Source organism: Lyngbya aestuarii BL J, from assembly GCF_000478195.2.
Classification (GTDB): Bacteria; Cyanobacteriota; Cyanobacteriia; order Cyanobacteriales; family Microcoleaceae; genus Capilliphycus; species Capilliphycus aestuarii.
The window spans coordinates 1-20,964 of sequence record NZ_AUZM01000089.1 but is presented as its reverse complement, the minus strand read 5'-3'; the positions used below and the strand labels follow the sequence as shown (position 1 = coordinate 20,964).

The window sequence follows — 20,964 nt, the reverse complement described above, 5'->3', positions numbered from 1 at the left end:
CTCACCACGATTGTGACAGTAACGCCGCACTCTACATAAGAAATGAAGGCATCAGAATAATACATTTTGGCGGAGGGAACCCCGTCTCTGCTGAGGGAGCCTGTTTAAGACCAGATAACCGCGACGGTGAAAGGGCATCGGGCTGAGAAATCAGAAGCTCACATTGTACCGCGGCGGTCAGTGTGAGTAGTTCACAGCAAAAAACAGTTAAAAAAATAATCAGCAAATGGGAGACTTCCCCGGTTTCACTGCATGAATTGATTCACTTCCCGAGTGAGGCCATCCCCGACGATAAGACGCCTCTCCAGGTTGTCCCCAACCCAATTGTAATAAAACTTCTAAAAAATTAGACTTTTCCCATTTTAAAATACAAGCCCATTCTGTCCGTTGAGCAATGGCATCCACATCTTGGGGATGAATCCGACGATAATCTTTCCCCGCATTCAAACTGAGATACAAATCCATATCTCCTGTCACCTCATACCAAAACTCAAGGACTTGAGACTTCGCCGTTTGTAGCGTTAACTTATCCTGGGGTAAAGCCATCAATTGATCATCAACTCTCGGATAACAAAGCGTTTTTCCACAGAGCGTAATTTCTCGCCAAACAATCCCCGAAACTTGGTAATCAATTTGATATCGATGAATAGCCGCTTTAAAATCTTGATAAGCCGTAAATTTTTGAATTCCTTCGGGTTTGAGAAAAGAATCAATCACCGGATTCCCCACCGCCGGAGTCGCAGATAAATTGAGACGCTCTCCATCTAAACAAGCTTTGCGTTCACAATTCAAGATTTCTATGAGTTCATCGGTGCTATAGATCTTGGACATTACTCTGCGTCCTCCTACTGCTCAACTCTAAACTTAATGAATAGACTCGATTGTAGATTTTATCCCTTAATTTTGGAAGGGATTGATCAAATTTCTCCCTTCCTTTAAAACAAATACAAAATCCGAGCCTCAAGCAGACTCACTCGTTACCAGTTGATTTTCCTGACGCAGATAAGCTTGGATAAAACGATCCAACTCACCATTGATCACATCATCAATCGCTGTCGTTTCCTCAGACGTTCGCAAATCCTTAACCATCTGATAGGGATGGAAAACATAGTTACGAATTTGATTTCCCCAAGCCGCCTCGACCAAATCTCCGCGAATTTCGGCAATTTCTTGAGCGCGTTGTTCTTGAGCAATAATCAACAATTTCGCCTTTAGCAATGCTAAAGCCTTTTCCTTGTTCTGTAACTGTGAACGTTCCTGAGTACAACGAACCGCAATTCCGGTGGGAAGATGAACAATACGCACCGCCGTTTCCACCTTGTTTACATTCTGGCCCCCTTTTCCCCCTGCACGGGAGGTAGTGACTTCCAAATCTTTTTCAGGAATCTCCAAGTGTACGCCTTGATCAATCATCGGCATGATTTCCACCCCAGCAAAACTGGTTTGCCGCTTGCCATTGGCATTAAACGGAGAAATCCTCACCAAACGATGAGTCCCCTTCTCACACTTGAGATAACCATAGGCATAACGACCCTCAATTTCCAGAGTCGCCGACTTGATTCCGGCTTCATCGCCCTCCGACAATTCCGCCAGATAGACCTTATAACCGTGAGCTTCTCCCCAACGAGTATACATCCGCAGCAGCATCTCCGCCCAGTCTTGAGCATCCGTTCCACCCGCGCCTGCATTAATCGTCAGAACCGCCCCATTTTTATCGTAGGGAGCCGATAAAAGCTGTTGAAGTTCCCAACGGTCAAGATCATGATTGAGATGGGTTAGATTCGATTCTGCCTCCGCTAACAGAGACTCATCGCTTTCCAACTCCAACAACTCCACAATGGCATCAGTATCTTCGATGGTTTTGTGCCATTGCTGATATTGCTGCAAAATAGATTTGAGATCATTGAGTTCTTGGAGTGTATTTTGAGCCGTGCTTTGATCATCCCAAAACTCGGGTTGGGCAGCAATTTGCTCTAAATCTTTTACCCTCGCGTTGAGTAGGCGTAGGTCAAAGATAGTCCTGGGTTTTACCCAGGCGCTCAGATAACGTTTCGAGTTCGCGTTTGATTTCTAAAACTTCCATATTACCTTCGACTGACAACCTTTCTTTGACAAAAGTTACACTGTAGATTTTAGCGGGAATTTCTCGCGCTTGTGTCTGCAATTTTAATTCCCTTAATCTATGTCTCATCAAATTTTTGCGACAGGTAAGCCCAGAAACCAAACTCCCGATCACCAGGAGTGGACTAATTCTTTATGGATATTCGGACTGTTCATTGCCGCTTTATTGCTGTTTGGACTCAATCTTGGCGGTGTGGCACTGCGAGACTGGGATGAAGGGACGGTTGCACAAGTTGCCCGAGAAATTATCCAAGGGGATCTGCACTGGCTTTATCCGACTTTGCATGGTAGTCCTTATTTCAACAAACCCCCGCTTGTCCATAATTTAATTGCTACAGTCTACCACTTTGCGGGGATTCACGAATGGACGGCTCGTTTTCCGTCAGCCCTGTTAACGGCGGCTTCTGTTCCTCTGCTTTATGTTGTGGGGTTAGAGTTATTTCGTCAACGAACTGCGGCGGTTTGTTCGGCTTTAGTTTATCTGACGTTGCTTCCGGTTGTCCGACATGGACGGTTAGCGATGTTAGATGGAACGGTGCTGTTTTTACTAATTTTAATGTTCGGTTGTGTGTTGCGATCGCGTCGAGATTTACGTTACGCTCTCGGTTCAGGACTAGCCTTTGGACTGTTGTGTTTAACCAAAGGAATTTTTCTGGCTTTGTTACTAGGTGCGATCGCTTTTATCTTTCTAGTTTGGGATACGCCGCGACTGCTTCAGTGTAAATATCTTTGGCTAGGGTTACTACTCGGTTTGCTTCCGGTAGCAATTTGGTATTCTGCCCAATGGCTAAAATATGATCAAGAGTTTTTTCAGATTAATTTAGGATCTCAATCATGGCGACGCATTTGGGAGTCTGTCGAAAATAATCAAGGCGCTCCTTGGTATTATTTACTAGAGATTTTAAAATATGCTTGGCCTTGGCAAATTTTTTGGATACCCGGACTCATTTTCACCTGGAAAAATCGAAATTTTAGTTGGGCTAAATTAATTTTAGTTTGGACTGGGGTTTATTTTGGTTCTATTTCCCTAATGACGACCAAACTTCCCTGGTATATTCTACCGATTTATCCGGCTTTGGCTTTAGCCGTGGGTGGTTATTTTGCCCAAGTTTGGCGAGAAGGCGATCGCGAAACTGGACAATGGCAAGCAAATGATCACCAACTCGAAGATTTACCCGAACCTTTACCCCACAAATTCATCCCTATTTTTGCCCTGTTAACCTTGATCGGTTGGTTAGGTTGTCTGTATTTTGCTGATTTAATTCCCGCCTTTCCGGTTGCTGGAAATGAAATTGATTTACAGTTAACTTTAGCGGCATTATCGCTCACATTTGCCCTGACGACTTTATTACTTTATCGCAAAGATCGACAGTTTTTAATCATTTTATTTTGGGGAATGTATGTTTCCTTAATTTTGTTTGTGAGTTCTAACAATTGGGTTTGGGAACTCGCCGAAGATTATCCGGTTAAACCCGTCGCCGCTTTAGTTCAACAAGGAACATCTGCGGATGATTTGATCTATACTTCTCATCCCTATTCTCGTCCGTCCTTGAATTTTTATAGTGATCGTAAAATTCGAGCCATAGGAGATGAGGAGTTGAAACAAAAATGGCAATCTCCTCATCCTTATTTGTTACTCGATGCTGCCAGCTTAAAACGACTTCAACTCGATCAAGTCAAATCTTTAGGTACCGTGTCTGGATGGACACTCATTACCAAAAACAAAACCCAAACTCCCCAGAATTCCTGTTGTGAAAACTCCATTCAAAAATCAACAATTTAAACTTGATCAAAAGGTTAGTCTAATTGAAAATTACAGGGCTAGATGTCTAGAGTGTTTTTTGATGGGCTTTCCCCAGATTGATTGGATTAAATCTGAGCAAAAATTACAGTTAAAAGTGGCTGACAAAAGTTGCAAAAATCGCTGACAAAACTCAATAACATTAATAAAATTAATTCAACTTCACTCAGAAGATTGAGAATTTGATTCTTGTTCCTTCACCGACTCTAACTGAATACCGGGTAGATTTTGTTCAGAACTGAGTTGGTTGTTGGCCGCAACTGCTAAACTGATAAATAAAATCCCACTGACTAACATCGCCAACGGAAACCGTCGAGTCAGCCATAAGTCTCTGCGAATTCTCGCCCAAGGATGACTCTGGCGACGTAACATTTGTCCCACAGCCCACTTTCTCAGACAAAAAGGATCACGGACAAAATGGCCACTGTTGCTGATCACAAAGTGAGTATGACAATGAGGACAAGTAAACAGCCCACCTAATATCCCCACTGAAGACACAATGCTTGTGTGATGACAAATCGGGCAAGTAACAGAGTATGTATTGAAGGTATCAGCGTTCATAGACAAAATGACTCAGAATAACTCAAATAGATCAAACTGACGACCCCAAGAACCCAAGTAGTAACGCTTGTAGCATAAGCGATGTGACACTTTGTTGCTCTTTATATCTAGTCTAACGCTCCTGGCAATTCCATCAACCCCCAGAATACGGATTGTAACAACTTCAAAAAATAGAGTCAGTTAACGTTCCGAAAAAAGAACAAGACCCGTATTAAAAGAAGTTAAGACAATTATCACAATAACTTATATCTGTCAAGCAATCCAGCACCCCATTGCCCCTCAATCTGTGCTATTTTGATCGTGCCAGATCTGCAACTCTTTTAATCCGGTCGTGTGCGTGAGATTGTATTGCAAGGGAGTCATAGTAATGTAATTCTGACGTAAAGCTTGTACATCCGTAGGTAAATCATCATTAATTACAGCCTGTTGTGGATCTTCAGCATCTTCTAACACTTCTCCGGCTAACCAGTAATAAGTCTTCCCACGCGGATCAACTCGCTTTTCAAACGTATCAACATAGCGACGAATGCCTTGACGAGTAATCATCACGCCCATAATATCTTTTTCAGCCACCGCCGGAATGTTAACATTGAGCAACATCGTCTGAGGCAAGGATTGTGTTTCCAATTGCTTAACCAACCGTTCCGCAAAACGAACCGCCCCCTGAAATTCTCGCCCGCAATAGCTTCCCAAACTCAACGCAATACTGGGAATTCCTTCGATCATCCCTTCCATCGCCGCCGACACCGTACCCGAGTAGAGAATATCCGTTCCCAAATTTGGCCCGTGGTTCACCCCAGAAAGAACAATATCCGGTTGTGTCTCCAGTAACCCAAACAAAGCCAACTTTACACAATCAGCCGGAGTTCCCGAACAAGCCCAAGCTTCTACTCCCGAATGAAAAACCGACTCCACCTTTTCAGCGCGAATCGGGTGATGTAAAGTCAAACCATGACCTGTTGCAGATCGTTCTTGATCGGGACAAACCACAATCACTTCATGGCCCACATCCGCCAGATGATTGGCAAGGCTACGAATTCCTTGGGCAAAAATGCCGTCATCATTGCTAATTAAAAGTTTCATAATAGCCTCGTTTAAGTTGGAAACCACCGTCTTTAGGCGGTGGAGGAAGACAATTGAAAGCCTTTAGGCTTTTGTTTACACTAAACACCTATTCGCTGTAAAATGCTAGGTGTAGCGAAAATAGATGGATGTATCTCACTCAGAAGAACAAAATCAGAAACCTGTCGAGTACAGAGTTTGAAGCTCTCAGGCAGTTGTGCAGGTTGTCTAAGAATATGTACAACGTGGGTTTGTACAATATTCGGCAGTTCTATTTTGCTGAGAAGCGTTATCTTCGCTACGAATCTAACTACCATCAATGTAAGGAGAATGAGAACTACAAACTCCTTCCAACTGATATTGCACAGCAAACATTGAAAGTTGTTAGCCGTTCTTTTGAGTCCTTCTTGAAATTGATACAAGCGGCTAAAAAGGGACTGTACCGATTTGAGCAAATCCTCATGCCTCGGTACTTGCCAAAAGATGGTTATTTCCCTTTGATCATACCCAGAATCAAGGTCAAAGATGGATTCTTCAATATTCCCATATCGAGAGCTTTTAAACAAGAATATGGAACTGTTAAAATTCCATTTCCAGAACGACTTAAAGACAAGGAACTCAAGGAAGTTAGGGTACTCCCGAAATATAATGCTCGATTTTTTGAGGTTGAGTTTATTGTTAAAGAAGATACGCCCGAATCTAAAAAAAGTGACAATTCCCTGGCAATAGATTTGGGACTGGACAACTTGGCAGCCTGTGTATCTAATACTGCGTCGTCGTTCATCCTGGACGGCAGAAAACTGAAATCGATTAACCAGTGGTATAACAAGCAAAATGCCAGACTTGCATCCATCAAGGATAGACAGGGAATCAAAGGAATTACGACTCAACAAGTTCAAATTGTTGTCAATAGAAATAATCGAGTTAGGGACTATTTGAACAAAGCGGTAAGGTACATTGCAGATTGGTGTTTGGAAAATCAAGTCACAAACATTGTGGTTGGTGTTAATCCGGGGATGAAAAAAGAAATTAACTTGGGCAAAAAGACCAATCAAAAGTTTGTACAAATCCCTCACCACAGTTTTCGGATGAAGCTGGATGCAATGTGTGAACGATATGGCTGGAATTATATCGATCAAGAAGAATCTTATACCTCGAAAGCCAGTTTTATTGATAGTGATGAACTTCCGGTTTTTAACGCTGACAATCCAACTGAATATCAGTTTAGTGGCAAACGTATTAAGCGAGGTTTGTACAAATCCAAACATGGATTTATCGTTAATGCAGACTGTCAAGCCGCAGCAAATATAGGAAGAAAAAGTAATCTCAATGGCTTTACGCCGGACAGAGTAGCGGCATCTTTGGCTATGCCATTAAGGGTTAAATTTGATGGCGTTTACGCCGTTAAATTTACTCCTTAAGAATCACTGTCCTTTAGGGCAGTGAGTGTCAAAGATGCAATTTGCGATTGTAGTGCAGGTCTAGGGCAGAATATAAATGTTTCGCCAAGGACTCAATAGCGAACACTCAACAATCAGTGTAATGTTAATCGATCAATGTTACGATTTTTGCGCCGAACAACCTGTGATTGATTCCATCTGTTCTGTTAAGCATCATTTGAACTTAAAAGTTGTTTATTGAAAATTTCCGATATGACTCAAATTGACACCCAACTCCAAGATTTACGCCAAAAAGCCCAAGATGAAATCGCCACTTGTGACACTCTCGATCAACTCGAACAGTTGCGAATCAACTACTTTGGTAAAAAAGGTCAACTTTCTCAAGTCTTAGGGGCAATGGGCAAACTCGATCCGAGTGAACGTCCTCGGGTGGGGGCAATGGCTAATGAAGTTAAACAAGCCATTCAAACCGACTTAGACAACAAACGTACCGCCCTTCAAGCCGCCCAACTTGAAGCCCAACTCCAGAGTGAAACCCTAGATGTAACCATGCCGGGAATTTATCGTCCCCAAGGTCAAATTCACCCGCTTAACGGCATTATTGATCGCGCCCTGGATATTTTTGTCGGTTTGGGCTACACGGTGGCAACCGGGCCAGATATGGAAAGTGACTATTATAACTTTGAAGCCTTGAATATGCCCCCGGATCATCCGGCGCGAGATATGCAGGATACTTTTTATCTCCCCGGTGGGAACTTGCTGCGAACCCATACTTCTCCGGTGCAAATTCGCTACATGGAACAGCGTAAACCTCCGTTACGAGTAATAGTACCCGGTCGGGTTTATCGTCGCGATAGCGTTGATGCGACTCATGCCGCCGTGTTTCATCAAATCGAACTGTTAGCCGTTGATGAAGGATTGCGTTTTAGTGACCTCAAAGGCACGATTAAAGAGTTCTTGCGTCAGATGTTTGGGGATTTACCAATTCGGTTCCGGGCGAGTTATTTCCCGTTTACTGAACCCTCGGCTGAAGTCGATTTACAATGGCAGGGGAAATGGTTAGAAGTCTTGGGCTGTGGCATGGTTGATCCGAATGTCTTTCAAGCGGTGGGGTATGATCCAGAGAAATATACCGGATTTGCAGCCGGATTTGGGGTCGAACGCTTTGCTATGGTTTTGCATCAGCTTGATGATATTCGCCGTGTCTATGCCAGTGATTTACGTTTTTTGAGACAATTCTAATCATTCTCAATTGCAGGGGTTTGAAAGCAATGCCCGCTTGGACTGGTCAAATGTGTGGGTTTGTTAGGAGTTGAACGGGAAAATATGTTCTATTGTGGATCTCGGTGGGTGTCCGGGTTGAGTGGTTTATTCATAATTGCGATCGGGCTTCAGTATCGGGCGATCGCAGATGAAAAAAATACTCCGTCTAAGTTTTTGCCCTCTGAAACGAGAGTGGGTCAAACGACATCGGATCTGTGCCGTCAAGTGTTTGAACCTCAAGGTTTAGCCGTTCGTCGGCGACCGACTCCCAATTCTCCTCGTGTTGGGGGAGTGCGTTACAGAGATGAAGTGACTCTTGTTCGCAATTCTGAAGGGATTCGAGGGCCGGGAGGTCGGACTTGGATTGAAATTACCTATCCTGTACGTGGATTTATTTCTAATGGTTATCCAGACGGACGGAGTAACTTAGTGTTGTGTTCCGATGATCTCATTTCTCAGCCTCCCCAACAAAGCGCTTCTCTGTGTCGTCGTATTGACCGACGGGCAGCCCCAAGAGGGGTAGCAGTTCGGGCGAAGCCGTCTCGCTTTTCATCTCGGGTTGGAGGAGTTCCGACAGGTCAAGAAGTTTATCTGGTTGAGGATTATCAACTGATTGGCGATGCTAATAATGAACCTCGCAATTGGGTAGAAATTGTTGAACCGTTAGCAGGTTTTATCTCCGCCAATACTTTAATTATGTGCCGCTAATCAACCGTTAATCGTAGGGGCAATCGATCAATTTCCCCTACCCAGGTCACGAGTGAAAGCCTACTTCCCACCCATACGAATTTCTGAGCAAAAAGAAGCTTGGGTTAAGCCATTATTTTGTTTAACCACAGTCGTTCGCAGCCGTAAATTCGGCATCAGATACCATAACCGTTCTTCTACCGAAAATGTATCGGTTTCTGTCGTTAAAACTAAAACTTCATCCTCTCCTAAAAGATAATGACCTTTGGAGGTTTTGAAGGGAGAATGATCAGCACCCGGTCGAGTTTGCAACAATTGACCCGCTTGTGGTGAACTGTCATCAATTAAAGGAACTAAAATCGTTGACCCGGCTTGTTGTTTAGAGTCACCGTCTACTGTTCCTTCCCAAGTTAGCTTTAACCCCTTCCAAGCGTCGCTCGGATTCACTTGGTAATGTTCGCACAGTTGGATAATAGTGGGTTCGTTTTCAGGTAAAAAATCAATCGTCAGGTTAGATTTACCCGCCTGCAATTGTCCGGAGGATAAGTTGTGAATTGTGCGTTGAGAAAACCACTTCCCCACTGAGAGTTCTAGGAATTCTTTAATATCCATCAAGCTTTTGTATGTGTTTAGTCTAATTTGAAAAAAGTTGAGTCACGAATTGTTAAAACAGACTGCCTGAGCAGAGAAACCGATTAAGCTAATTCTAGGAAGCCTAGTCGGTATCTGTTCCTAAATTTCAGTTTACCAGCCTCGGGGGATTGCCGGAGTATGAGTTCAGGTCGAAGAACAACAACTGCGATCGCGTCCTGTTGCTTTAGCCCGATATAAAGCCTCATCTGCGGCTCCAATGAGCTTAGAAACCGATGAACTCGTGCTTGGGATTAAACTCGTTACTCCCAAACTGAGGGTGACGCATTGATGATCAGATCCCGTATGAGAGATTCCTAACCCTCTGACTCGCACTCGAATTTCTTCGGCGACTCGCAGCGCTCCTTCTAAGGAAGTATTCGGTAAAATCACCGCAAACTCCTCTCCTCCGTAGCGAGCAACTAAATCTGCTGGACGTTTCACTCCGGCTTGGATCGCTTGGGCGACTTGCTGCAAGCAATAATCTCCCGCTTGATGCCCGTAGGTGTCGTTATAAAGTTTAAAACTATCAATATCACATAAAATTAACGAGAGTTGATCCGGCGCGCGCATCAGTCGTTGCCATTCTTTTTCTAAAACTCGATCAAAACAATGACGGTTGGCAATTTGGGTTAATCCATCTCGGGCGGCTAGACGCTCTAATTCTTGATTGGCGATTTCGAGTTGATGATACAGTTGTCCCTGATGAATAGCGATCGCTGTCTGAGCAGATAATTCACTCAGCAGGGTAATTTCATGCTGTTCCCAATATCGAGTATCGCGACAATGATGAGCAATCATCAATCCCCATAATTTATCTTGATAAATAATCGGAACGACTAAGTTAGCTTTGACTGCATAGCGTTCTAGAAGTTCAATATGACACTCGTTTAAATTCGCTTGTTGAATATTCTCAATGGCTCTGACTCGTCCTTGACGATAATATTTCACATAGTTTTCTCGAAAACAAGGATCATCAATGTCATCGTCTAAGCTGACTGGATAACCGGGTAAAACCGATTCTACGACTACAGTTCCATTCCACTGAGCATCAAAGCGAAATAAAATCACCCGATCTGTATCTAGAAGCCGTCGAACCTCATCTGCTGTGGTCTTGAGAATATCATTCAGATTGAGAGATTGACGAATTTTCTGCACAATTTCCATGACAAGTTTTTCACGGATCACTTGCTGTTTTAATTCTTCTTTTAAGTGAGCATATTCGAGAATTTTTTCGGCAAGTTTCTGTTGTTCGATCTGCATCATTGGTCTGACATCTTCAGATACAGAAACTACAGTTCCTCCCGGAGAATTTATTGATCTGTTAATTGGGTGTAACTCAGAATGAATAGAAGTTGGGTTTTGAGGTTTTCTCAACCAGTCGATCATAGCTTCTCCTGATAGAGGATGACTGATCAGATAGCCTTGGGCTTGATGACAGCCAATAGATTGAAGAAATTCTAACTGTTGTCGAGTTTCTACTCCTTTTGCTAAGACATTAAACTCTAGAGCATTTCCTAAACTAACCAATGCTTCTAGGATTGCACCTTGCTTCGGATCGCTCATTAAATCTTCCACAAAGGATGAATCAATTTTCAGGGTTTTAATTGGTAATTCTTTGAGTGAAATTAGAGAAAAAGACCCCCGACCAAAATCATCTATAGAAATCTGAAGTCCTTGATCTATCAATTTTTGAAGTCGGTTAATGGAGTGACTCCAATCAGACATTAGCTTGGGTTCTGTAATTTCTAACTCTAGAGACTTAGGTTCGATCTGTTCTACTTTAAAAATTTCAATTAAGACCTCAACTAAATTTTCATAATTCAACTGTTGTAAGGCTATGTTTACACTAATATTTGGGATATTTAATCCGATCATTTGCCAGGTTTTATATTGATTACACACGGTTTTCAAAACCCAAGCATCAATATTTTTTAACTGATTCGCTTGTTCAAAGCTAGATAAAAATAAGTCAGGAGAAATTATCCCTAGACGGGGATGATTCCAACGAACTAAAGCTTCTAAGCCTATTAATTTTCCGGTTGAAATTTCAATTTTTGGTTGATAGTGAACGACAAATTCTTCTTGTTGTAACGCTTGTTTTAAATCCGTTTTTAAGATCAAAAGCTTGTGATTTTGAAGCTGAGATTGAGGCGAATAAAGCTTATAGGTGTTCCCATACTGCTTGGCTTCATCTAGAGCAATTTCAGCGTTTATGAGTAGCGTTTCTGAGGTTTCTCCATCATAAGGAGCAAGCGCAATTCCGATGCTAGCATTGAGGTAAATTGCTTGATTTTGAAGATAAAATGGCTCACTCAAAACATTGAGTAAGCTTTGACAGAAGGAAATCGCATCATCTGCATAGGCAACTTCCGATAAAATCAATACAAATCCGTCTCCATGCCAACTCCCCAGTAAGCTATTCTTGAGTTTTAATTGTGCTAAACGGTCTTGTAATCTAACAGCAACTTCTTGTAACAGTTGGTCTCCAACTTGATACCCAAAGGATTCATTAATCTTTTTAAATCGATCTAGATCTAAAACAGCAACTGCAATGATTTCTGCATTGTGTAAGGCATCGATCAATGCTAGGGTAAGTTGTTGTTCTAAAACAATATGATTCGGCAGTTTCGTAACACTGTCATAGGAAGCTTGATTCTTAATTAAGCGAGAAAGCTGTTGTTGAATAAAAGTGGTATAAAGATGTAAGTTTAGTAATTGTGCTAACTTCAGTTGATGGAGTTGCCAAATCGGAGACTCTCGCCGAATTTCTCGCCAGGTTTCAAAGGATTGTCCGGTAATCTGATTGCGTGGATTTTGGTTTGGATAGCCCGCCCATTGAATTTCAATTTCTTGTTCTGTTCTAAATAGGGTGAGACAACCGATAATTTGATGGCGAGATCCCAGAGGAATAATTAATAATGAGTCAATAGAGGTATTTGTAAAAGCTTCAGTGAGGAATTTAAGATGGGAATGTTTAGAAAAGTCTGCAACGGTATAACCCCGAGGCCAGTTTGCTTGCAGGGGATGAATCTCATCAATATCGTGAAACTGAGTTGAGTCAATTTTCTGGCTAACCGGATGAATATTTTCTTGGATTAACTGTTGCCAACTGGGATGATTTTCGAGTTGGGTTTGGCTGGGTTGTTCGCCCGAAGTATATGTGCGAGATGATTGACCAGTCAGATCATCTGTTAAGTAGAGTCGTCCTCCCGAAGCGTCTAAAATCGTAATACTTTCTTCGAGAATTGTTTGCCAAATTTGATGATTGTCGAGGTTTTGAGCAAAAATTTTGTCAATGCGAGTAATCGCGATTTCCTGTTGGTGTTGGTATTCAGTTTGAGCGATCATCGTTTCTTGGGCTAGCGCCAGAGAAACTTGTTTACTAAAGAGTTCGAGTGTTTGAAGTTCGGTTTCATGATAACGTCGTGGATCACTATGATGAATAATGAGCAAACCCCATAGTTTTTCCCAGTGAAAAATGGGAATCGTTAAAGAGGATAAAACTCCCATTCCGAGGAGATATTGTAGATGACATTCGTTGACTGGTGCATAGCAAATATCACGATTGGAAGGGTTAGATTGATCCCAGAATAAGTTTGCATGATCAATAATTTTTCGTTTGGCTGAAACATCTATAATAATTCGTTGATGAGTTTGATTAAATTGATTAAGAGCATCATCTGGAATATCTTGAATGGAAAAATGCAAGCCAAGCAAAGCAGGTAAGGTTTCGGGTTGTAGAGCTTCGGCAATAATCACCCCATAATCTTCATTCTTGATTTGATAAATTTTGACTCGGTTGACTTTTAAGAATGTACAAGCTTCTTGAACGATCAAGTCAAGTTTTTTGGCAAGATTTAGCTGCCTTTTGGCTGGCGTGGTCAGACGATAAAAAGATTTTTTGGATGTTTTTTTTGGGACGTTCATATCACTACTTGTTCGAGTTTACGATCCGGGTTGTGAATCTAATGCTGTTTTTGTCTTGGCTTTGAATAATCTGTTAATTTAATAACATTTACTCACAATCAAATATTGGCTTAAATATTACCCAAAGTACACCCAAAGATCAAACTATTTAAAATAAGATCATTTGTTTAGATTTTTTTAGAGTTAGATTAATAAGATTGAGATCCACTACAGAGATCTGAATTTATATCTAAGGAAAATCTTAAAGTTAAGTTTACAAAGTTTTAGTGAACATTGTAGATTCTCTCCTATATTAGCTTAATAGAACAGGAAATTGAATGTACATTCATTGACATTCTGAAGCCCTGCTAAAATTTGACCCCAGAGCCATGTCATTCTCGCTCTAAAATTTGATTGTTGTGGAAGTAGGGAGATCTTAAACTTCTGACCTCACGACTTCTGACTTTTGGGAATTAGGCCTCGCGCCCTTCGCCTCAACTCTGATTGGTGCAAAATCAGCAACCGGGCTAAAAACCGCATAAGTCTTGTTTAATCGGTTTTACGAGCGATGGATAGCTCAATTCTAGATCAACATTCCTCTCAGAGATGAGAGGTTTTTAGTGTTTAATTGTAGAGAGTCATATGGAGAACACTGGAAGTGGCAATCGAAATCGGTCAAAAAGTCAAGGTATGCCGCATCAGAGATCGGATGCCTGAAAATGTTGTCAAAAAAATCAAACAAAATCCTTTCGGCACAGTCGAAGACTACAAAATGGTTGATGGGAGTGGAGTTGGGTTTGTCGTTAAGCTCGATGACAACCTCTCAACCTGGTTCTTTGAAGACGAACTAGAAACGGCATCTTAAACTTCCCGTGAGGTGGGGAGTCATGCTATCGGTGACTCTAACGGATAGAACGTTGAATTGGGGAAAGAAACCACTTGGGAACGGCCAGCTTTATGGGCGACATCCATCAGGTTAACCCTAAAAAGACAAATTTCCCTTGAGAGTCACACGCCTCCCCGACTTCACCTGATTGTTCCTAGCTAATGCTGATCAGTTGTGGTAAATCACTAAAAAACATACGCTAAGATTTCAAAGTGCGGTTAAGCCCAGAAAATGTACGCGATTTTATACAGTAGGAAAGAGTAGATGGCTCTAATATTAACCTTTCTAGGAAAAGGTGGAACTGGACGAACCACAGTTGCAGTTGCAACCGCTAAACGGTATGCACAAGAAGGAAAGCGAGTTCTCCTGGCAAGTCTTGATACCAGTCCAGCCCTCAGCCTATTTTTGGGGGAAACAGTTGGTTCTCAGCCCACAGACATTGCACCCAATCTCAAAGCGACTTATCTCAAAAGCGCTCAATTACTCGAAGAGAGTTGGGAAGAACTCAAAACCCTAGAAGCCCAATATGTTCGGACTCCCTTTTTTAAAAATGTTTATGGTCAGGAACTTGGGGTACTACCGGGAATGGACAGTGCGCTGGCCTTGAATGCGATTCGACAGTACGATGCCAGCGGCGCCTATGATGTGATTATTTATGATGGAATCAGCAGCCCAGAAACCCTGAGAATGCTGGGAATGCCAGAGATTTTAAGCTGGTATGTGCGTCGGTTTCGTCAAGTTTTTCTCGACTCTGACTTCTGGAAAGCAATTTCTCCTTTTGCTCAACCCGTTAGCAGCGCTGTATTGAGTGTGGATCTGTCTGCTGACAACTTCACCCAACCCACCAATCAAGTCAATAATATCTTGGATGATGGAAAAGCCGCCGTTGCTGATCCTAACCGCGTGATGGCTTATTTGGTGACAACTGCCGATGACATTTCCCTCGCCACCGCCCGGTATTTGTGGGGAAGCGCTCAACAAGTTTGTTTAACGGTGGGTGGAGTGATTCTCAATCAAGCCAATTTAACCGACGAGATCGCTCAAAGCTTTGATCCTCTCAACATCCATTCCGTGCCGAAAATTCCCGCTCAGGATTGGCAAATTTTAACCCAAGCTTTACCCGACTTTAGCGCCTCCGCCACAACAGCCCCTCGTTCCATCTCGATAGACGTGGCTAAACGGCAAGTGAGCTTATTTTTACCCAGTTTTGATAAAAAACAAATTAAACTGACTCAATACGGCCCTGAAGTCACCATAGAAGCCGGAGATCAGCGACGCAATATCTTTCTCCCTGATTCCCTACGCGGAAAACCTGTCACTGGGGCTAAGTTTCAAAACAATTCCTTGATCATTTCTTTCTAGTTCATTAAAAAAAGGAACAGGGAATAGGGGTCTTTACTTCTACCTCTTGACTGTAAACTGTTGACTGTAAAAGCTGTTTACTCCTCACTATTTTCTATAACAAGTTATGTCTGATACGCCTGAAACTCAAGTTCGCGAGAACTCTAACCCCGATCGCAGTGCCAAAACTCGCCAACTGTTAGGCATGAAGGGTGCTGCCCCCGGAGAAAAGTCCATCTGGAAAATCCGTCTACAACTGATGAAACCCATCACCTGGATTCCGTTAATTTGGGGTGTGGTTTGTGGGGCGGCGTCTTCGGGAAACTATACCTGGACTTTAGAAGATTTTCTGATTGCTGCGGCTTGTATGTTGCTAGCAGGGCCACTCATGGCGGGGTATACTCAAACATTGAATGATTTTTATGATCGGGATTTAGATGCGATCAATGAACCCTATCGACCCATTCCTTCGGGTGTGATTTCTATTCCCCAAGTCGTGACGCAAATTTTGGTTTTGTTGTTTGCTGGAGTCGCCTTATCCTATGGGTTGGATGTCTGGGCGCAGCATGAATTCCCCATTATTACCTGTCTGTGTCTGGGGGGAGCGTTTTTATCGTATATTTACTCTGCTCCGCCTTTGAAGCTGAAAAAGAATGGCTGGTTAGGAAATTATGCCTTGGGAGCGAGTTATATTGCTTTACCCTGGTGGACAGGTCATGCTTTATTTGGAAATTTAACCTCGACGATTGTGGTGTTGACGTTATTCTACAGTTTGGCAGGACTGGGAATTGCCATTGTTAACGATTTCAAGAGTGTGGAAGGCGATCGCCAACTGGGGTTACAATCACTTCCGGTGATGTTTGGCGTCGGAACTGCGGCTTGGATTTGTGTGTTGATGATTGATATATTTCAAGCAGGTGTGGCGGTGTATCTGATCAGCATCCAACAAAACCTCTACGCAACGATTCTGCTATTGTTGGTGATTCCTCAGATTACATTCCAAGATATGTATTTTCTACGCAACCCTTTAGAAAATGATGTTAAATATCAAGCCAGCGCTCAACCGTTTTTGGTCTTAGGGATGCTGGTTGTGGGTTTGGCATTAGGTCATGCCGTTTAACCTCTTTAGATAGAGAAACACTTGAAAAGGTTGATTTTCAACCCCATAACAGATATCCTAAGCGGAACACGGATATACTTTTGATTGAGTTTATCCTACCTATCCTCTTGAGATATCCGTTTCCAACGAATTTTGGGAGCCTCTCGTGACAAAATTTCCTCAGGATACGGAAAATCAATCTAAGTTTATAGACTACTCGATTGATTCCGATGATCAACGCACTGAGTCTAGAGACGTGCCGTGGCAAATCTCTAACAACCAGGGTGAAACAAAATATCCAACTTTTATCAACTCAGAGCCAGATAGCGCCATGACAGGAGTTAGATCGAATTCAGCCGTTAACCCTACGTCCTCGACTCAAGATGTGTCATTATCGTCAGCCACCGAGGAAGACACACAGACAGATTCTTCTCTAAAGCCCTCTACGAATGCTGTTGAGGAAACGTCTGAATGGGATCACTCGTCTGAGGATCAAGAAGGAGATCTCGATCAAGAATCAACTCCCCCCGATCAAAAGGATCAGCAGGCTCTACAGCGTTGGTCGGGTCGGGCATGGATTTGGGTAAAATCGAAAATTCCGACACCCCAGGAAGGTAAAACGCCTTGGTATTGCCGGGTGAGTGTTTGGGTTGGTATTGGTGTGGTGACAGTCAGCGGGGCAGGTGTGGGTTATGGGGGTTGGAAGTTTTATCAGCTTTATCAAAATTTGCCCGAGGTGACTGACCTTTCTACTTACAATCGAGACGGCACTTTAACGATTAAAGCCGGAGATGGCACAATTTTGATGCAGCGAGGCCCTGCAACTCGCGATAAAGTTAAGCTCGATGAAATTCCAGAACAATTGGTTGAAGCGTTTGTGGCGATTGAAGATCGTCGGTTTTATCAGCACAACGGCATTGATTATCAAGGGATTATTCGGGCTTTTGGCTCAAACTTGTTGGCTGGAGGTGTTGTTGAAGGCGGAAGTACGATCACGCAACAATTGGCTCGAACTGTATTTCTCGATCAAGAACGGAGTATTGTTCGTAAACTCCGCGAAGCCCTGTTGGCGACGAAAATTGAACGCCAGATGAGCAAAGAGGATATTCTCGAGCAGTATCTAAATCTAGTTTATCTGGGTTCAGGGGCTTACGGGGTGGCGGATGCGGCTCAGGTCTACTTTAGCAAGCCGGTTCAACGTCTGACGCTTTCCGAAATTGCTACGTTAGCGGGTTTGCCTCCGGCGCCGAGCCAATATTCTCCGTTGGTCGATTTGGAGGCGGCGACAGAACGCCGGAATATGGTTTTGCAGCGGATGGCCGATGCTGAGGTGTTGACCGTTGCACGCGCCGAACAGGTTAAACAACAAAAAATTGCCGTTCAGCCAAGTTCACCGAAACGGTTGCAAGTTCGCGCTCCCTATTTTGCCAGTTACATTGAGAAGGAATTACCGAAGTATATCTCCCCGGAAGCACTGGAACTGGGAGGATTAACGGTTGAAACGAGTGTGAATCTCAAATGGCAAGAAATCGCCCAAACTGTGGTTAAAGAAGCGGTTGAAATTGATGGGCGTTCGCAAGCGTTTGATCAGGCGGCGTTAGTGGCGATCGATCCTCGCAATGGAGAGGTGAAGGCGCTGGTCGGCGGATCAAGTTTTGCCGATAGTGAGTTTAATCGCGTTACTCAAGCTCAACGTCAGCCTGGATCAACGTTTAAGGGTTTGGTTTATGCTACGGCGATCGCAGCCGGGTTTTCTCCCTATGATAGCTACAAGGATGAACCCTATCGGATAGATGGCTACCGACCTATGAATTATGGAAACCGTCACTCGAATAACTGGCGATCGATGATCAGTGCTTTGAGTAGTTCGGTGAATGTGGTAGCTGTGAGAGTGTTGGTTGATGTGGGCTTTGAACCGACGATTAAAATGGCTCAACAGATGGGAATTAACTCCCCGTTAAAACCAACCTATTCTCTGGCGTTGGGTGCTTATGAAGTGAATTTGCTGGAGTTAACCAATGCTTATGGAACGCTAGCCGATGAGGGGAATCATGTTCCTGTTCATGGAATTCGTCGCGTCGTTAACCAAAAAGGTGAAACGATTTATCAAGCAGATTTTAAACCGAAACGAGTTTTAGATAAAGGGAGTGCTGCGATTACCACTTGGATGTTAGAAGGGGTTGTCGAAAGCGGAACGGGAACACCAGCTTATTTATCAGATCGCAATGTCGCCGGAAAAACCGGAACTTCTGAGGAAGCGCGAGATTTGTGGTTTATTGGCTATATTCCGCAGATGGTGACGGGAGTTTGGTTGGGAAATGATGACAACAAACCGACTTGGGGAACCAGTGAAACGGCCGCTTATAACTGGCGTCAGTTTATGAAGCAGGTGGTTGAAGATATTCCTGCTGAAGATTTCCCAGACTTACCGGAGTTGGAAGGACGCAAGGGGAGTATCAAAGCCAAGCCTCATCAACCCAACAGCATTGTGACGGGAAGTTCTGCGGTTCAAAAAGATGATCCCGACTACCATCGGTTCTTTTCTAATACGAATAAGACTAACTACAACTCCCGTTCTTACAATGATGGGTATAGCGGGGGCTACGGATATAGTGGGGGTTACTCTAGTGGCGGCTATGGGTATAGCGGGGGGTATTCTAGTGGTGGCTATGGATATAGCGGGGGTTATTCTAGTGGCGGCTATGGATATAGCGGCGGCTATGGATATAGCGGTTATTAAACAGTCACCCGTCACCCGTGAAAAAATCGATAACTGTAAACTAAAATAACGGGTAATTGTTTACTGTAGAACTGTTCACTGTAAAAAAGGAGACTGTAATTTGTCATGGATGAACTCAAGCCAATTTTCGAGGGACTTACCCAACAGCCCATCGCTTTTTTCGGGGGTTTTGTTTCTGGTGTTTTCAAGTTAAATTTATCTGATGATCCAGTCAAAACCTGGTTAGCAAAAGAGGGCGCGACAGTCTCTCAAACTTCTTCAGAAGAAGCAAGTAATGGTAACAAAGGGCCACAATCAATCACAATTGAATAGAAAATCTTAAAAGATTTCAGAAAATTATATCGAGCCTGCACCTCAAAAGCAGGCTTTTTTTTAGGATAATTTTGAGAATCAATTTACAGTTCTAAGGGGGCGATTATCGCAAGTTTTTCTTGTAAAATGTATCGTAATATGGCTTGAGTGACTAAGATTAATCCGAGTCTGGCTTGTGCTTTTTTTGGGGTTTTGAGTTTGACTTCTCCCCAAATGCGACACTGACTGTAGAAGGCTTGAAACGCATCAGAAATTTGATGGGCTTTGTTTTGCCAGTATTGTATCTCAGATGAGGTATAGCACGCATCTAAGGCGGTGATAATTTGCCAAATTAATTGCTGTTCACTGTAATGATTGAGTTGGAGTTTTCCGTTAACGTCTAGCCAGGGAATTGGATTAGGTTTAATCAATAACCATAGCGGTGGGGTTGTTTGCAGATGGGGTTGAGCTAAGGTAATCAGGCGATCGCGATCAGCTAACCTAAGAATTGAACAGCAACGGGCATGACTGTATTGTACAGCAAATAAGTTTTGATTTAGAGAGATTGTTTGAGTTGAAGTCGGGGAAAAACTTGATGCAGATAAGGGGGTTTGAGTCATCTGTTTTAACCAAGTGACTACCGCGTGATCGGTTAATTCAAATGCAATCATTCCTGATGGTATGACTTCCATAGTCATCTCAACCCCTTGGTTTGGAAATGACAAACTGTGAACAATTTGAGTGGCGATCTCTATAGGGTTTTGATGGTTAATTTTTGCCAGTTTTAAAGCGATCGCTGAGTGATATCGGATTGGCCAAGAATCTTTGAGGGGATAAACGGGAATATCCAGGGGGTCTATGTTAACTCCTGAATCTTGAATTTGCTGATGTAGCTGGTTAACCAAAAAATATTGAACCCTGGGGATATCCATAAAACCACTGTACAGATCAATATTTTGAACAAGCGGGTTTTATTCGTCTATTGAAGTCACTTTAATAGAAGTTAAGACTGAGTGAACTACTCACACTGACCGCCGCGGTACAATGTGAGCTTCTGATTTCTCAGCCCGATGCCCTTTCACCGTCGCGGTTATCTGGTCTTAAACAGGCTCCCTCAGCAGAGACGGGGTTCCCTCCGCCAAAATGTATTATTCTGATGCCTTCATTTCTTAT

17 protein-coding genes are annotated in these 20,964 nt (G+C 43.0%); 9 read left to right on the top strand and 8 right to left on the bottom strand.

Translation table 11 applies throughout. From position 1 onward, the window contains the following. Positions 1-219 precede the first annotated feature (219 nt). From M595_RS24155 to M595_RS31930, 3 genes are all read right to left on the bottom strand, one after another. Positions 220-831, bottom strand: a complete 612-nt coding sequence (locus M595_RS24155) for a hypothetical protein (RefSeq protein WP_023069146.1) — start codon at positions 829-831, stop codon at positions 220-222. Positions 832-960: 129 nt separating this feature from the next. Next, a protein-coding gene (gene prfB, locus M595_RS24150; RefSeq protein WP_152983631.1) for a peptide chain release factor 2 occupies positions 961-2,083 on the bottom strand; the annotation gives its coding sequence in 2 pieces (ribosomal slippage) (positions 961-2,010 and positions 2,012-2,083; 1,122 coding nt in all). Next, complete coding sequence (locus M595_RS31930; protein ID WP_023069151.1) at positions 2,009-2,164, bottom strand: hypothetical protein; 156 nt, start codon at positions 2,162-2,164, stop codon at positions 2,009-2,011. Before M595_RS31930 ends, prfB begins: the two co-directional genes overlap by 75 nt. A gap of 18 nt (positions 2,165-2,182) precedes the next feature. On the opposite strand from M595_RS31930, the gene M595_RS24145 reads away from it, so the two are divergent. Beyond that, entirely contained in the window at positions 2,183-3,904 is a 1,722-nt protein-coding gene (locus M595_RS24145; protein WP_023069158.1) for an ArnT family glycosyltransferase, read from the top strand. Between the two features lie 180 nt (positions 3,905-4,084). On the opposite strand, the gene M595_RS24140 is transcribed toward M595_RS24145, so the two are convergent. Both M595_RS24140 and surE read right to left on the bottom strand, forming a co-directional pair. Further along, entirely contained in the window at positions 4,085-4,420 is a 336-nt protein-coding gene (locus tag M595_RS24140; protein WP_238987134.1) for a hypothetical protein, read from the bottom strand. Between the two features lie 342 nt (positions 4,421-4,762). Then, a complete protein-coding gene (gene surE / locus M595_RS24135; protein ID WP_023069157.1) occupies positions 4,763-5,566 on the bottom strand; it encodes a 5'/3'-nucleotidase SurE in 804 nt (267 codons plus the stop codon). A 128-nt stretch (positions 5,567-5,694) separates the two neighbouring features. Here surE and M595_RS24130 point away from each other — a divergent pair, with 128 nt between their 5' ends. The 3 genes from M595_RS24130 (at position 5,695) to M595_RS24120 (ending at position 8,916) form a co-directional block, all read left to right on the top strand. After that, a complete protein-coding gene (locus M595_RS24130; RefSeq protein ID WP_040484605.1) occupies positions 5,695-6,966 on the top strand; it encodes an RNA-guided endonuclease InsQ/TnpB family protein in 1,272 nt (423 codons plus the stop codon). Positions 6,967-7,197: 231 nt separating this feature from the next. After that, positions 7,198-8,187 carry a phenylalanine--tRNA ligase subunit alpha gene (gene pheS / locus M595_RS24125; RefSeq protein ID WP_023069150.1) on the top strand — a complete coding sequence of 330 codons (990 nt, stop codon included), beginning with the start codon at positions 7,198-7,200 and terminating at the stop codon, positions 8,185-8,187. An 84-nt stretch (positions 8,188-8,271) separates the two neighbouring features. Beyond that, complete coding sequence (locus M595_RS24120; protein ID WP_040484607.1) at positions 8,272-8,916, top strand: SH3 domain-containing protein; 645 nt, start codon at positions 8,272-8,274, stop codon at positions 8,914-8,916. 60 nt (positions 8,917-8,976) lie between these two features. Here the strand turns inward: M595_RS24120 and M595_RS24115 are convergent, their stop codons facing one another. Beyond that, complete coding sequence (locus M595_RS24115) at positions 8,977-9,507, bottom strand: phycobiliprotein lyase (RefSeq protein WP_023069144.1); 531 nt, start codon at positions 9,505-9,507, stop codon at positions 8,977-8,979. 165 nt (positions 9,508-9,672) lie between these two features. Continuing rightward, entirely contained in the window at positions 9,673-13,455 is a 3,783-nt protein-coding gene (locus M595_RS24110) for a diguanylate cyclase domain-containing protein (protein WP_040484604.1), read from the bottom strand. A gap of 637 nt (positions 13,456-14,092) precedes the next feature. On the opposite strand from M595_RS24110, the gene petP reads away from it, so the two are divergent. The 5 genes from petP (at position 14,093) to M595_RS24085 (ending at position 19,812) form a co-directional block, all read left to right on the top strand. Further along, positions 14,093-14,299 carry a cytochrome b6f subunit PetP gene (petP, locus tag M595_RS24105; protein WP_040484603.1) on the top strand — a complete coding sequence of 69 codons (207 nt, stop codon included), beginning with the start codon at positions 14,093-14,095 and terminating at the stop codon, positions 14,297-14,299. Positions 14,300-14,584: 285 nt separating this feature from the next. Beyond that, positions 14,585-15,682 carry a Get3/ArsA fold putative tail anchor-mediating ATPase NosAFP gene (locus tag M595_RS24100; RefSeq protein ID WP_023069159.1) on the top strand — a complete coding sequence of 366 codons (1,098 nt, stop codon included), beginning with the start codon at positions 14,585-14,587 and terminating at the stop codon, positions 15,680-15,682. 106 nt (positions 15,683-15,788) lie between these two features. Further along, a complete protein-coding gene (gene chlG / locus M595_RS24095) occupies positions 15,789-16,781 on the top strand; it encodes a chlorophyll synthase ChlG (protein WP_023069149.1) in 993 nt (330 codons plus the stop codon). A 145-nt stretch (positions 16,782-16,926) separates the two neighbouring features. Beyond that, entirely contained in the window at positions 16,927-19,500 is a 2,574-nt protein-coding gene (locus M595_RS24090) for a transglycosylase domain-containing protein (RefSeq protein WP_040484602.1), read from the top strand. 105 nt (positions 19,501-19,605) lie between these two features. Next, a complete protein-coding gene (locus M595_RS24085; protein ID WP_023069143.1) occupies positions 19,606-19,812 on the top strand; it encodes a ssl0294 family protein in 207 nt (68 codons plus the stop codon). An 83-nt stretch (positions 19,813-19,895) separates the two neighbouring features. Here the strand turns inward: M595_RS24085 and M595_RS24080 are convergent, their stop codons facing one another. Beyond that, positions 19,896-20,723, bottom strand: coding sequence for a DALR anticodon-binding domain-containing protein (locus M595_RS24080; protein ID WP_023069155.1), 828 nt, complete (start codon positions 20,721-20,723; stop codon positions 19,896-19,898). Positions 20,724-20,964: the final 241 nt, after the last annotated feature.